This window comes from Pseudomonas sp. UYEF17 (genome assembly GCF_040546125.1).
GTDB classification, from domain to species: Bacteria; Pseudomonadota; Gammaproteobacteria; order Pseudomonadales; family Pseudomonadaceae; genus Aquipseudomonas; species Aquipseudomonas putida_Z.
On the sequence record NZ_JBEPNE010000007.1, the window covers coordinates 257851 to 271297 of the forward strand.

Consider the following 13447-nt stretch of genomic DNA (forward strand, 5'->3'; position numbering starts at 1 on the left):
AGCAGCCCCGGCTTTTTCAGATCCCCATGCTGTGCAGCGAGTTGGCAATGCTGCGCAGGGTGGCGGTGAGGTCGGGGTGGTCGGCCTCGAAGCGTTCGATCGCCAGGTTCACGCCGTCCACCAGGTTGTTGTCTGGCGTGGCTTCCTCAAGCTTCAGTTGCGCCTCGATCTGGCGCGCTTCTTCGTGCAGCGCGGCCAGTTCCTCGTCAGAAAGCGGCACGTTGCGGTCCAGTTGCTCGCGCAAGCTGTTCAGGCGCTCTTGCAATTCGCGGGCAGGCATTGGCAGTTCTCCATCAATGGCTTGGCAAGCCATGGACCTCAGCGAAGCGGCAAAGGTTCTGGCCTGTCTTCAGCGTAATCCACCTGCCGTTGCTTTGCATGATCCGCGTCAAAGGTGCTGTATCAGGGTTTTTCGCCCTTACGCCGGCGTTGGGCGATGTCCTGCAGGCAGGTGTCCAGCGCTTCCAGGTGGTCGATCACCGAGTGCACGCCCAGGCTGAACAGTTCCAGCGTCGCCTTGCCACGGGCCAGGTCCTGTTCCTGCGCAGTCATGGCTTGCCATTGCCGCGAGCTGCGGTCGCAAAACGGGCTGCAGGCTGCCAGCCCTACCGTCCACAACCCCGCGTTCAGGCCAGATTGCAGCAGGCGAGGGTCGCCGCTGACCAGCACGCAGCCGTCCAGGCGTTGGCTGTCGAGCGTCATCAGGGCCTGCCAGCAGGCATTCGGCGCCGGCCAGCGCACGCCGTTCACCGAATGCCCCGGCAGCCAGGCGGGCAGTACGTGCGCAAGGCGCTTGCTCTGGGTGGCGTCGAGGTCGTCCAGCCAGATGCACGGCACCTGGCGCTGGCGCAGGCTGGCGAGGGTGGCCAGGGCGCCGGGGGCGGGCGAGGGGGCGCCATTGGCGGCTTGCACCAGGCAGCCGCGCAAGCCGAACAGCACAGCGGTGAAGGCGGGTGCAGCGTCCATGGCAACTTCCCTCAAATAGTCCGCAGGCTATTCGGCGATTGTTACCGCCCTGTGACAGCGGGCGCCGCGCAACAGTTGTTCACAAAATATTGAGCAGAGATGTGTAAAGCTGTTTATCAGCCCGCAAGCCTCTATACTGCCGCCGTACAGCAGCGCACCCGTTTGCGCTTGCGGCCGAGAAATTCGATGGAGAAACACCTATGCGTAGGATCGGTGCCAGTGTGATCGAACGAGTCACCCAGGCCTGTGTCTGCGCCAGCATGCTGCTGGCGCCCGTGGCAGCCACCCAGGCCGCCACCGAGGAAGATCCCTGGGAAGCGGTCAACCGTCCGATCTTCCGTTTCAACGATACCCTCGACACCTATGCCCTCAAGCCATTGGCCAAGGGCTACCAGGCGGTCACCCCGCAGTTCCTCGAAGATGGCATCCACAACATCTTCCGCAACCTGGGTGACGTGACCAACCTGGCCAACGACCTGCTGCAGTTCAAGCCCCATGCTGCGGGCGTGGACACGGCGCGGCTGATCGTCAACACCACCTTCGGCCTGGGCGGCTTCTTCGACGTGGGTACCAAGATGGGCCTACAGCGCAACGACGAGGACTTCGGCCAGACCCTCGGCTACTGGGGCGTGCCGAGCGGCCCGTACGTGGTCATCCCGCTGCTGGGCCCGAGCACCGTGCGTGACGGCGTGGCCAAGTACCCGGACACCTATACCGAACCCTACCGCTACATCGACCATGTGCCGACGCGCAATTCGATCTTCGCCCTGGATATCATCGACACCCGCGCCGACCTGCTGTCGGCAGAGAAGCTGATCCAGGGTGACAAGTACATCTTCATTCGCAACGCCTACCTGCAGAACCGCGAGTTCAAGGTCAAGGATGGCGAGGTCGAAGACGACTTCTGATCCTGCGCGTGCTTGGTCCTGCACAGTCCCCGTGTAGGAGCGGCCTTGTGTCGCGATAGGGCCGCAAAGCGGCCCCGGCAATTCATGCGGCGAAGCTGAAGCCGGGGGCTGCTGCGCAGCCCATCGCGACACAAGGCCGCTCCTACAGGGGTGCCCAGCAGGCCCATCAATGCATCGCCAGAATCCGCAAACCGAACTTCTGCTGCCCGCCCGGCTGGTCGGCAATCCACACCACTTCGGTGCTGGCGTGCAGCCCCTTCAGCGCCGGGTGGTCGGACTCGATCCGTACCTCGATATGGTCCCCCACATGGAAGCGCTGCGGTGCCTGCACCTGCATGCCGCCGCTGGACAGGTCCAGGCACACTGCCGCGATCACCTGGCCTGCGTGCAGCAGGCTGACCTCGGTGTCGATGCGCATGCGGATGAAATCGCGTTTCTCGTCATGGCTGGAGGGCGTATGAGGCATGCTGCATCCTTCCCATCGGGTTGCGCTGGTCGACTTTCTTATAACTCCCGGTGATTTGGCCTGTAAAGTGCGTCGAGGTGAACCTTTGCATGCTTGAAACGCCTGCCGGATGGGAGTACCGTCTGCGCCTTACAAGGTCCCTCTGACAGTTGCCGGGCAAGTGTTCTTGTCCTACAACTCAAGTAGAGTGTGACCACAAAGAATTCCCGTAGCTGGCCGTCTGCCTTGCCGACACCGCTGCACCAACCCAAATCGGCGCCGTTCGCCCACATGCAGAAAACCAGTGCAACGCTGCTGATCATCGATGACGACGACGTGGTCCGTGCAAGCCTCGCCGCCTATCTTGAAGACAGTGGCTTCAGCGTCCTCCAGGCCGGCAATGGCCAGCAGGGGCTTCAGGTCTTCGAAGAACACCAGCCCGACCTCGTGATCTGCGATCTGCGCATGCCGCAGATGGGCGGCCTTGAACTGATCCGCCAGGTCAGCGAGCGCGCGCCGCAGTTACCCGTGATCGTGGTGTCCGGTGCCGGCGTCATGAGCGATGCGGTGGAAGCGTTGCGCCTGGGCGCTGCCGACTACCTGATCAAGCCGCTGGAAGACCTGGCCGTGCTCGAGCATTCGGTGCGCCGCGCCCTCGACCGCTCGCGCCTGGTGCTGGAAAACCAGCGCTACCGCGACAAGCTCGAAGCCGCCAACCGCGAACTGGAAGCCAGCCTGCACCTGCTGCAGGAGGACCAGACCGCCGGTCGCCAGGTGCAGATGAACATGCTGCCGGAAAGCCCTTGGGTGGCCGGCGAGTTCGCCTTCGAGCACCAGATCATCCCATCGCTGTACCTGTCGGGTGATTTTGCCGATTACTTCCGGGTGGACGAACGGCGTATCGCTTTCTATCTCGCCGACGTCTCCGGGCATGGCGCGTCGTCAGCGTTCGTCACCGTGCTGCTGAAGTTCATGACCACGCGGCTGTTGTTCGAATTCAAGCGCGGCAGCAAGATGCGCGAATTCAAACCCTCGCAGGTGCTCAGCCACATCAATCGCGGGCTGATCAACTGCAAGCTGGGCAAGCACGTGACCATGGTTGGCGGGGTGATCGATGAAGACACCGGCCTGCTGACCTACGCCGTTGGCGGCCATCTGCCGCTGCCGGTGCTGCACACCCCCGAGCACACCCGCTACCTGGAAGGCCGCGGCCTGCCGGTGGGGCTGTTCGACGAGGCCACCTACCAGGACCTGGTGGTGGAGCTGCCGCCGCAGTTCAGCCTCAGCCTGATGTCCGATGGCATTCTGGACCTTTTGCCGGGTGACACGCTCAAAGATAAAGAAACCGCCCTGCCGGAAATCGTCAGGGCAGCAGGTGGCAGCCTGGATGGGCTGCGTCAACGATTTGGATTGGCTACGCTTGGGGAGATGCCGGATGATATCGCCCTATTGGTGTTGAGCAGGAACCTTCAATGAGTACCGGTAGAATCCAGTTCGCCGAGCAGAGCGGTACCTTCGTCCTGAAATTCGTCGGTGAAGTGCGCCTGACCCTGTGTTCGGCGCTGGATGCGACGATCGAGAAGATTTTCACCGCGTTGAACTTCTCGGCGATTGTCATCGACCTGACCGAAACCGAGAGCATCGACAGCACCACCCTGGGCCTGCTGGCCAAGCTGTCGATCCTGTCGCGCCAGAAGGTGGGCCTGTTGCCGACCGTGGTCACCACCAATCCGGACATTTCCCGGTTGTTGCAGTCGATGGGCTTCGATCAGGTGTTCAACATCGTCGATCGGCCGATCCCGTGCCCGGAATGCCTGACCGACCTGCCGTCCCAGGACCAGAACGAAGATGTGGTGCGCTCCAAGGTGCTGGAGGCGCACAAGATCCTCATGGGCCTGAACGACTCCAACCGCGAAGCCTTCCATGACCTGGTCAATGCGCTGGAGCGGACCTGATCTTCAGCCTGTACCGGCCTCTTCGCGGGTGAACCCGCTCCCACAGGTTATGCACCAGTCTTGAGTCATGCACTCTACCTGTAGGAGCGGGCGTGCCCGCGAAGAGGCCGGCAAGGCCAACACAAGCATTACCTGCCTGATCACCCCCGCCGCGCAAACTCGGTAGCCTCACCCCCACCCGCATCCAGCTGATACACCCGCGCCGGCCGCCCCTGTTCATCGAAGAACACCTGCCCCAACCCCGCGCCATTCCACAACCGCTCGCCAGCCTTGCTATGGCTGGGAGTACGCGGCACCACCTCCATTTCCCGCCGCTTGGTAAACCAGTTGAGCGGCGAGCGCGGCGCATACAGCCAGCGGTTGAGCCGGTCGAGCACATCCAGCAGGCGCCGCGGGAATTCGTTCTTGATCCCGCTGCTGGTCACCTGCCACAAGTGCGGGCTGCGCTGGCGGTGGCGGATCAGCACTTCATAGACGAACGAGTAATGCACGTCGCCGGACAGCACCACGTAGTGCCCCGGCGTGCGCGAGTGGCGGAAGATGTTGAGGATGACCTGTGCTGCACCGCGATGGGCCATCCAGTTCTCGGCATCCACCAGCAGGGGATAGCCCAGCCAGCTGAATAGCTTTTGCACCGTCTCGATCAGCTTCACGCCAAAAATCGGCGCAGGCGACACGATGATCGCCGACGGGTGGTCCAGCAGTGCTTGCTGCAACTCGCTCAGCGCCTCCCAGTCGAGCAGGCCGGACGGCTTGGCCAGGCTGCTTTCGCTGCGCCAGCGGCGGGTGCGGGTGTCCAGCACCAGCAAGGGTGGATTGGTGGGCAGGCTGAACTGCCAGCCCTGGAAGCGCAGCAGTGCGCCGATCAGCTCATCCTGGGTCTGGCTGTTCAACGCCTGGCATTGCCCGACCAGGGGCTTGCAACCCTGCGGGTCGTTACCCCAGGCCTGGCACAGCAGGTAGCCGAGCAGGGCATTGCCGATGATCCGCCGCGAAAAGGGGTGGCCGTAGGCGGTTTCTTCCCACAGCGCCGAGAGGTTCCAGTCATCGGTGATGTCGTGGTCGTCGAAGATCATCAGGCACGGCAGGTGGGCCATCACTCGCGCTACTTGGCCGAGGTTGTCGGCAAACGCCTGGATCAGCGGCAGCTCCTGCCGGTAACGGGCCTGGCGCGGTGCGGTGAGCCCGTTGGGCATGTCCAGGTTCACCAGCTGCCAGGGCACCGGTGACCACACCAGCAGGTACATGGCCATGACCTCGGCGAAGGTCACCAGATGGTTGTCGGCGTTGCTGGAGGAGAAAATCGGCTTGCGCTTGCCGCCGAAAAAGCGCTCGCGCAGGGTTTCGTTGCGTTCCTGCGCCGGCAGCAGGTCGGCGCGGTGGTAATAGCAGGCCGGGTGCTGGTACAGCGCCTGGCTGTCGGGCACCACCGCGCCCTCCAGTTGCTCGTCGAACAGGCCCAGGCGCGCAATCAGGCTGTGGATGGCGCGCAGCATCGGGCCGGCGACGTCGTCGGCATAGACCTGGTCGCCGGTCATCAGCAGCACGGCGGGGCGGTCCGCGGGGGTTTCGCAGGCCTGCAGCAGGCGGTCGGCGCAGAGCAGGCCATCGGCGGCCGGAAAATGCGGCTTGCGGCAGGAGCCGTGCAGCAGGTGGTCGAGCCGATCGCGCAGCACCAGGCTTGGGCGCCGGGCGCCGGGGTAGAGCAGGTGCGGTGCCCAGCCGGCGATGCCCTGGCCGTTTATGAGCAGGTCATAGTCGAGCAGCTGGTTGCAGGGCAGCGGCTGGGCGAAGTGGATGTCCAGCAGGTGGATGAAGGCGTGCTGGCCCACCGCGACCACCTGGCAATCGACTTGGGCCTCGCTTGCCGGGAAGATGAATTCGGGTTGCAGCGGTTGCGTGGCGACCAGCCAGATGGCCAGGCGCTGGGGTTCCAGGCGGCGCAGTACCGGGCCGGCGAGTACGAGGGGCAATGGGGTAGAGGAGGTCATCGACAGCTCAGGTGGCTTCTCGAGCCTCTTCGCGGGTAAACCCACTCCCACAGGTACAGCGCCAACTTCTGGCCTGTGGGGATCCTTGTGGGAGCGGGTTTACCCGCGAAGAGGCCCTGGAATTCAATACAAAATCTAAGGCCAGGTAAAACAAAACGGGCGGAAAATGCTGAACACTTCCCGCCCGTCAGGCAATCCCGAAATGTATCAGGCCTTTTCAGCCATCAACTTCTCCAGCTTCTCCTGGTCCCGCGCGAACTGGCGAATGCCTTCCGCCAGCTTCTCGGTACCCATGGCATCTTCGTTCATGGCCCAGCGGAACTGGCTTTCGTTCAGCTGTTGCTTGGGCTCGCCGGCATTGCCCGGCTTCAGAACCTGTGGCAGGTCGCCCTGGTCATCGCTGAGCTGCTGCAGCAGCTCTGGGCTGATGGTCAGGCGGTCGCAGCCGGCCAGTTGCTCGATCTGGCCGATATTGCGGAAGCTGGCACCCATGACCACCGTGTTGTAGCCGTTGGCCTTGTAGTAGTTGTAGATGCGAGTGACCGACTGCACGCCCGGGTCTTCGGCGCCCACGTATTCCTTGCCGGTGCTCTTCTTGTACCAGTCGTAGATACGGCCCACGAACGGCGAAATCAGGAACACCCCCGCATCGGCGCAGGCCTGGGCCTGGGCGAAGGAGAACAGCAGGGTGAGGTTGGTCTGGATGCCTTCCTTTTCCAGCTTTTCGGCGGCGCGGATGCCTTCCCAGGTGGAGGCCAGCTTGATCAGCACGCGGTCGCGGCCAATGCCAGCGGCTTCGTACAGCTCGATCAGCTTGCGCGCCTTGGCCAGCAGGGCGGGTTCATCGAACGACAGGCGGGCATCGACCTCGGTGGAGATACGCCCCGGGATGACCTTGAGGATGCCCGAACCCACGGCCACTGCGAACTTGTCGCAGGCCAGGTCGACATTACCCTTGGCATCGGCCTTCACCTGCTTGAGCAGCTCGGCGTAACCCGGGATAGCCGCCGCCTTGAGCAGCAGCGACGGGTTGGTGGTGGCATCGACCGGTTTCAGGCGGGTGATGGCGTCCAGGTCCCCGGTGTCGGCGACCACGGTGGTGAACTGCTTGAGTTGTTCCAGCTTGGAGGTCATGGGCGTGCTCTGTCCTGTGCAATGACTCGACATTACCCGAGCCCCGACGGCCACTCAAGGGCTCGCGAAGCGCGGTGCGAAAGGTGAGGATTCGAGTCGCAAGCGGCCCCTAGGTTCCGTATGCACACGTCTGAAGCTGTCGCGACCCCTTGTAGGAGCGGCCTTGTGTCGCGAAAGGGCTGCAAAGCAGCCCCAGGGCTTCAGCGCTGATGCACAAATTGCCGGGGCTGCTTTGCAGCCCTTTCGCGACACAAGGCCGCTCCTACACCCGACCGCGTCAGATGCTCGGGCCGGGTTACCGCCCCTGCAACAACTCCACCGCCTGGTCGAACACCGCCAGCGGCTCCGCCGCCTTGTGGATATCCGCCGACAGTAGCTGACGGAAGCGCCGCGCCCCCTTGAACCCTTGGGCCAGCCCCAGAATATGCCGGGTAACGTGGTGCATCGCGCCACCACTTTCCATGTGCGCGACGATATAAGGCCGCAACTGCGCCAGCGCCTCGCTGCGGCTGACCACTACCGCCTCGCTGCCGAACAGCTGCTGGTCCACCTCGGCCAGCAGGTAAGGGTTGTGGTACGCCTCACGCCCCAGCATCACCCCATCGAAGGTTTCAAGGTGTGCCTGGCACTCGTCCAGGGTCTTGATCCCGCCGTTGAGCACGATCTCCAGGTCCGGGAAGTCCGCCTTCAACTGCGCCGCCACGTCATAGCGCAGAGGCGGAATCTCACGGTTCTCCTTCGGCGACAAACCTTCCAGGATCGCGATGCGCGCATGCACGGTAAAGCTCCGGCAACCTGCCTCGCGCACCTGGCCGACGAAGTCGCACAGCTCGGCGTAGCTGTCGCGGCCATTGATACCGATGCGGTGCTTGACCGTCACCGGGGTCGACACCGCGTCACGCATGGCTTTCACGCAGTCGGCCACCAACGCCGGGTGGGCCATCAGGCAGGCGCCGATCATGTTGTTCTGTACCCGGTCACTCGGGCAGCCGACGTTGAGGTTGACCTCATCGTAGCCGGCCTCCTCGGCCAGACGGGCACAGGCGGCCAGGTCGGTCGGCACACTGCCGCCCAGTTGCAGGGCCAGCGGGTGCTCGGAGACGTCGTGGCGCAGGAAACGGTGGGCGTCGTTGTGCAGCAGGGCACCGGTGGTGACCATTTCGGTGTACAGCAGGGTGTTTTTGGAAAGCAGGCGCAGGAAGAACCGGCAGTGGCGGTCTGTCCAGTCCATCATCGGTGCAACGCTGAAGCGACGCGAAGGCTCAGGGCGCGTGGTTGCTGGGTTAGAGCCTGGGTTTGTGGTCATATCGTTCAACGTGTCTTGTACCAAATTCAGCAATTTCGAGGGTGTTTGTAGCAAACCGAGGGCGCGACGTAGCAAAAGTCGGCGGCAGGAGATCGGTGATTGCCAGGGCAGGCGGCTAGTTTACCAAGAGAGCAGGGCATGCGTCTGGAAACAGATCGGATGGTCCTGCCGAGCGAGCGGGCATCTCAGATGGCTGGTGGGACCCTTGTGGGAGCGGCCTCGTGTCGCGAAAGGGCTGCGCAGCAGTCCCTGGGGTTCAGCGCAGAGGCACAAATTGCTGGGGCTGCTGCGCAGCCCTTTCGCGACACAAGGCCGCTCCTACAGGGGGCCGCGCTGGCCGTGATCAGGGCGCGCTGGCAGCCCCGGTCAGTGGTGCGTGCTATCCACTGCGATGCTTTCGCCGGAAACCTCAAGGTACCTTGCGCTGCGGTTGGCGAGGGCATAGTGGATCAGCCCACCCAGGCCCGCGCCGAAGAACCAGGAGAACTGCGACAGCGTTTCGAACGCCGGCACCAGCGCCAGCACGATGGCGATCAGCGACGCCGGGATGAATGCCGCTACGGCGCGCAGGTTGACCCCGCCGCGATAGTGATAGGCGGCCTCGCTGCTTTCGCTATACAGCTGCGGCAGGTTCACCCGGCTGCGGCGAACCAGGTAATAGTCGGTGACGATGATCCCGTACAGTGGGCCGAGCAGGGCGCCCAGGCCGCCGAGGAAATACACGATCACCGACGGGCTGTTGTATAGGTGCCAGGGCAGGATCAGCACGGCGATGGCGGCACTGAGCAAGCCAGCGCGGCGGAAGTTCAGCAGGTTCGGGGCCAGGTTGGTGAGTACGTAGGCCGGGGCGACGAAGTTGGCCATGATGTTCACCGCCACGGTGACGATCAGGAAGGCCAGGCAGGCCAGCACCAGGCCGGCGGTGTTCGGGATGGCTGCAACGATCTCGGTCGGGCCCTGCACCAGCTTGCCGTCGATGCTGAACTGCGCACCGGCGAGCACCACGGCGATCAGTGCGAAACCGAGCATGTTCACCGGCAGGCCCCAGAAGTTGCCCACGCTGATGGTGCGTTTGTCCGGGCAGTTGCGGGTAAAGTCGCAGAAGTTGAGGATCATGGTGCCGTACAGCGAGACCCACAGCGCGGCGGCACCCAGCACCTTCAGCCACATCGTGGAGCCGGTCGGCGCGTTGCCGCTGGACCAGGAAATCGACAGGCCGCTGCGCCAGTACATCCAGCCCGCCAGGCCTGCGAAGGCGACCAGGATGATCGGCCCGGCTAAGGATTCGTAACGGCGCACCATCTCCATGCCATAGGCGAAGATCGCCACTTGCACGCACCAGATGCCGAGGAAGGTGATCCAGCCCAGGGTCGACAGGCCGAGGATCGAGTTCTGGTCGTAGGGCTTGAGCTCGGGAGCGATGGCGGTGAGCAGAACGCGCAGTACTACCGAGGCGAGGTATGTCTGGATGCCGAACCAGGCGATGGCGATTACCGCGCGGATCAATGCCGGGATCTGCGCACCATGGATGCCGAAGCTGATCCGGCACATGACGGGGTAGGGCAGGCCGGTCTTCTGCCCCATGTAGCCGGACAGGTTCATGAGGCCGTAGATCACCAGTGCGCCGAGCGCGAAGGCTGCGAGGATCTGGGCGCCGCTCATGCCCAGGGCGAAGAGGCCGATGGCGAAGGAATAGTTGGCGATGTTGTGCACATCGTTGGTCCACAGTGCAAACAGGCTGTAGCGGCCCCAGGTGCGATTTGCCGCGCGGGTCGGTGCAAGGTCGGCACTGTAAAGGCGCGGGCTCAACTCCAACTGAGTGGGCCCAGCCGTTTCGGCAGGGAGAACATCAAGCTGGCTGACACCGGAACGTGAAATTGACGCCATCGGGACTCCGTAACTCTTGTGTACTTTTATTTTTGGTTTTGTATACAGACAAGATTCGTACCAACCCACCTAGCAGTTGGAGTTGGCGGTTCTCGGGCTTTTGTATCCTCTTTATTGGTCGCCGTCACCGCTGGTGCGAGCCTGGGGATGGGAAATTTGTACACACATATTGTGCGCATGTGTTACTGGCTGCGCCAAATATGGATACTTGTTCGGCGCCGCTGCCGGGCATTGGCAGCAAGCGCCGGCTGGGTCAGAACGCGTATACCAACGTGGCCGTGGCGCTACGTGGGCTGCCGTACCAGCCACGTGAGCCGATCGCCGTGTAGTAGGTCTTGTCAAACACGTTATCGAGGTTCAGCGAGACGCTGGTTTGCGGCGTGAAGGTATATTGCGCCATCAGGTTGACCACGCTGTAGGCGCCTTGGGTGAAGGTCTCGTGGTTGGGGCCTGCGTTTTTCTTGTATTCCGTGCCTTGCCAACGCACACCGCCGCCCACTTTCAGCTGTGGCAATGACTGCAGGCGGTAGCTGGTGAACAGTTTGAGGGTGTCGCGTGGCACTTCGGTAAGCAGGCGGGCGCCATCCGAGTTCTTGCTCACGGCATAGGTGTAGCTGGCCGATACTTGCCAGTCAGGCAGGATCTCGCCCGCCATTTCCATCTCGAAACCGCGGGTCTTGGTGCCGGACTCGGCCCGGTAGGCCTGGTTGCCGTCCGGCGCCTTGGCGTCGCCGTCCGCCACGGCCAGGTTGTCCTGGTGCACTTCGAACACGCTGAGTGCAGCAGTCAGGCGCTTGTCCCAGAACTCGCTCTTCAGGCCCAGCTCGTAGTTCACGCCCTCCAACGGGTCGATGTAGCTGCCCGATGCAGTCTGTTTGTCTTGCGGGTTGAAGATGGTGGTGTAGCTGGCATAGGCCGACCAGTTGTCATTGATGTCGTAAACCAGCCCGATGTAAGGGGTGACGACCCCGGTTTCGCTGCGCGAGGGTTTGGTTTCGCCGCTCGCCAACTGCTCCTCGGTTTCGTCACGTCGCCAGTCGATCACCCGTGCGCCGGTAATCAGTGACAGGCCATCGGCCAGGCTCCAGCGCACCGAAGCCACCAGGCCGTCCTGGGTTTCGTCCAGCGCATTTTCCGTCGTCTTGTTGTGGATGGCGTCAGGTATTGGCAACGAGCCATCCCATTCATGGATGTTGTCGATATCTTGCCTGGTCCACAGATGGTAGCCGTCGTTGCGGTAGTAGGCCCGGTAGTGGCTGAGCCCGACGTACGCCTGGTGCTCCCGCGACAGCACTTCGAACGGGCCCGTAGCCGACAGGTCGAACGAGGTCTGCCGAGGTTCGCCTGCCCAACGGCCAGTCCAGGTCTGGATGCCGCTGCCATCAGGTTTGACGGTGCCGCTGGCGGCGGTGGCAAATACGTCGTCATAGCTTCGGCGACTGTGCTCAGCATTGAATTTCAGGTGCCAGCCGTTGGCCAGGTCGTGATCCAGGGTGGTGAACAGGGTCTTGGTGCGACGCTTGTGGTAGCTCCATTCCGAGGCCGAGTTGAACGAGCGGGAAGGGCTGAAGTGACTGCCATCGGAGTTGAACATCGGGAAGCCGTGGTTACCGGCGCCGTCGTTGTCCATTTCCTGATACTCCGCCCCCACGGTCAGCATCGTGCTGTCGGTGATGTCCCATTCCAGCACCCCATAGCCCACCTGCCGCTCCAGGGACTGGCGGTCGACGTAGCTCTGGCTGTCGGTGTTCGAGGCCACGAGGCGCCCGCGTACATTGCCGCTTTCCGACAGCTTGCCGGACACGTCCAGCTCGGTGCGGTAGGTGTCCCACGAGCCTGCTTTCAGGGTCAGCTTGCGTTGCGTTTCAAAGGTCGGCTTCTTGCGGATCAGGTTGACGGTCGCACCGGGGTCACCGGTGCCGGACATCAGCCCCGTGGCCCCGCGTACCACCTCGACCCGGTCATACGACACCATGTCGGCAAGGTCATCGCGAAAGCCAAAGCTGTCAGGCCGGTTGAGGCCGTCGACCTGGATGGTGCCGACCTCGAAACCACGTACGTAGATATGATTGGCGTCGCTGCCGGCCGGCCCCATGCTGTCGACGACCACGCCTGGGGTTTGTTCCAGTACCTGGGCAACATCGTTCAGGTTCTGGTCTTCGATCTGCTGGCGGGTCACCACGCTGATCGACTGCGGTGTCTCGCGTGCCGAGAGGCGCAGCCCGGTTGCCGTATTGGCCGAACCTGTGGTGTAGCTGCCGGTGCCTTCGGTGGTGGCACCCAGCCCCACGCTGGAGACCGTCGTTGCAGCGAGTTCCATCGTGCCATCCTGGCTCGGGCGGGCCAACATGTAGTGCTTGTCTCCCGCTTGCAGCACCTGCAGGCCACTGCCTTGCAGCAGTTGCGCGAGGCCTTGCTCCAGCTCGTAGCTGCCCTGCAGTCCCTCACTGCGCAGGCCAGCGATTTCTTCGTTGCCGACGCTGACAGTCACCCCGCTTGCCGTGGCGAACTGATTGATTGCGGCCCCCAGCGGCCCCGCCGGGATGCTGTAGCTGACAGGCACGGCCCAGGCATTGGCACTGGCCAGCAGCGAGCCAGAAAGGCTTGCTACCAGTGCGGCTTGGCGAATGCTGAAGGCGGGGGGAGAAAAACAGGCGGACATCCATTGGCTCCTTTCGATGGACTATGCGGGCGCAATGATGAGAAGCGTATTGATAATGATAAAGCTTCGCATAAAGGCGGCCGGATAGTTGTCCTTCCTCCTGCAGTTGTCAATCGGTGTGTTGTGTTTTGCGGGTGGGGGGCAATCGATTACCCGGTGCTTGAAGCACCACTTCATGCAGAAAGCCACTCGA

General features: G+C 63.0%; 11 protein-coding genes. 3 read left to right on the forward strand and 8 right to left on the reverse strand.

Features of this window, described 5'->3' with window-relative positions; genetic code table 11:
* Window positions 1-16: 16 nt before the first annotated feature.
* A complete protein-coding gene (locus ABIB24_RS14225) occupies window positions 17-280 on the reverse strand; it encodes a DUF4404 family protein (protein WP_004376395.1) in 264 nt (87 codons plus the stop codon).
* Between the two features lie 122 nt (window positions 281-402).
* On the reverse strand, window positions 403-966 hold the full coding sequence (gene pcrP / locus ABIB24_RS14230; RefSeq protein ID WP_025338338.1) for an HAD superfamily inactivated hydrolase PcrP: 564 nt from the start codon (window positions 964-966) through the stop codon (window positions 403-405).
* 200 nt (window positions 967-1166) lie between these two features.
* Here pcrP and ABIB24_RS14235 point away from each other — a divergent pair, with 200 nt between their 5' ends.
* Window positions 1167-1874 (forward strand): MlaA family lipoprotein, encoded by a 708-nt coding sequence (locus ABIB24_RS14235; RefSeq protein WP_137163349.1) that lies wholly within the window; start codon window positions 1167-1169, stop codon window positions 1872-1874.
* Window positions 1875-2040: 166 nt separating this feature from the next.
* Here the strand turns inward: ABIB24_RS14235 and ABIB24_RS14240 are convergent, their stop codons facing one another.
* The gene (locus ABIB24_RS14240; RefSeq protein ID WP_085601673.1) at window positions 2041-2340 is read right to left on the reverse strand and encodes a PilZ domain-containing protein; all 300 of its coding nucleotides are present in this window, start codon (window positions 2338-2340) and stop codon (window positions 2041-2043) included.
* Window positions 2341-2610: 270 nt separating this feature from the next.
* Here ABIB24_RS14240 and rssB point away from each other — a divergent pair, with 270 nt between their 5' ends.
* On the forward strand, window positions 2611-3795 hold the full coding sequence (gene rssB, locus ABIB24_RS14245) for a two-component system response regulator RssB (RefSeq protein ID WP_015269551.1): 1185 nt from the start codon (window positions 2611-2613) through the stop codon (window positions 3793-3795).
* Entirely contained in the window at window positions 3792-4274 is a 483-nt protein-coding gene (rssC, locus tag ABIB24_RS14250) for an anti-sigma factor antagonist RssC (protein WP_013971741.1), read from the forward strand. Before rssB ends, rssC begins: the two co-directional genes overlap by 4 nt.
* Window positions 4275-4414: 140 nt before the next feature.
* Here rssC and ABIB24_RS14255 read toward each other — a convergent pair whose 3' ends face one another.
* The 5 genes from ABIB24_RS14255 to ABIB24_RS14275 form a co-directional block, all read right to left on the reverse strand.
* Window positions 4415-6265: an alkaline phosphatase D family protein gene (locus ABIB24_RS14255; protein ID WP_274079408.1), complete on the reverse strand. Its 1851-nt coding sequence runs from the start codon at window positions 6263-6265 to the stop codon at window positions 4415-4417.
* A gap of 207 nt (window positions 6266-6472) precedes the next feature.
* A complete protein-coding gene (gene tal, locus ABIB24_RS14260) occupies window positions 6473-7399 on the reverse strand; it encodes a transaldolase (protein ID WP_075044231.1) in 927 nt (308 codons plus the stop codon).
* Window positions 7400-7694: 295 nt separating this feature from the next.
* On the reverse strand, window positions 7695-8705 hold the full coding sequence (gene dusA / locus ABIB24_RS14265) for a tRNA dihydrouridine(20/20a) synthase DusA (RefSeq protein WP_354316672.1): 1011 nt from the start codon (window positions 8703-8705) through the stop codon (window positions 7695-7697).
* Window positions 8706-9071: 366 nt separating this feature from the next.
* Window positions 9072-10592: an NCS1 family nucleobase:cation symporter-1 gene (locus ABIB24_RS14270; RefSeq protein ID WP_274079410.1), complete on the reverse strand. Its 1521-nt coding sequence runs from the start codon at window positions 10590-10592 to the stop codon at window positions 9072-9074.
* A gap of 253 nt (window positions 10593-10845) precedes the next feature.
* Window positions 10846-13254, reverse strand: coding sequence for a TonB-dependent siderophore receptor (locus ABIB24_RS14275; protein WP_354316674.1), 2409 nt, complete (start codon window positions 13252-13254; stop codon window positions 10846-10848).
* Window positions 13255-13447: the final 193 nt, after the last annotated feature.

Excerpts from the sequence above, each read along its gene's own strand:
- ABIB24_RS14225 (WP_004376395.1), bottom strand. The coding sequence starts at position 280 with ATGCCTGCCCGCGAATTGCAAGAGCGCCTGAACAGCTTGCGCGAGCAA.
- pcrP (WP_025338338.1), bottom strand. The coding sequence starts at position 966 with ATGGACGCTGCACCCGCCTTCACCGCTGTGCTGTTCGGCTTGCGCGGC.
- ABIB24_RS14235 (WP_137163349.1), top strand. The coding sequence starts at position 1,167 with ATGCGTAGGATCGGTGCCAGTGTGATCGAACGAGTCACCCAGGCCTGT.
- ABIB24_RS14240 (WP_085601673.1), bottom strand. The coding sequence starts at position 2,340 with ATGCCTCATACGCCCTCCAGCCATGACGAGAAACGCGATTTCATCCGC.
- rssB (WP_015269551.1), top strand. The coding sequence starts at position 2,611 with ATGCAGAAAACCAGTGCAACGCTGCTGATCATCGATGACGACGACGTG.
- rssC (WP_013971741.1), top strand. The coding sequence starts at position 3,792 with ATGAGTACCGGTAGAATCCAGTTCGCCGAGCAGAGCGGTACCTTCGTC.
- ABIB24_RS14255 (WP_274079408.1), bottom strand. The coding sequence starts at position 6,265 with ATGACCTCCTCTACCCCATTGCCCCTCGTACTCGCCGGCCCGGTACTG.
- tal (WP_075044231.1), bottom strand. The coding sequence starts at position 7,399 with ATGACCTCCAAGCTGGAACAACTCAAGCAGTTCACCACCGTGGTCGCC.
- dusA (WP_354316672.1), bottom strand. The coding sequence starts at position 8,705 with ATGACCACAAACCCAGGCTCTAACCCAGCAACCACGCGCCCTGAGCCT.
- ABIB24_RS14270 (WP_274079410.1), bottom strand. The coding sequence starts at position 10,592 with ATGGCGTCAATTTCACGTTCCGGTGTCAGCCAGCTTGATGTTCTCCCT.
- ABIB24_RS14275 (WP_354316674.1), bottom strand. The coding sequence starts at position 13,254 with ATGTCCGCCTGTTTTTCTCCCCCCGCCTTCAGCATTCGCCAAGCCGCA.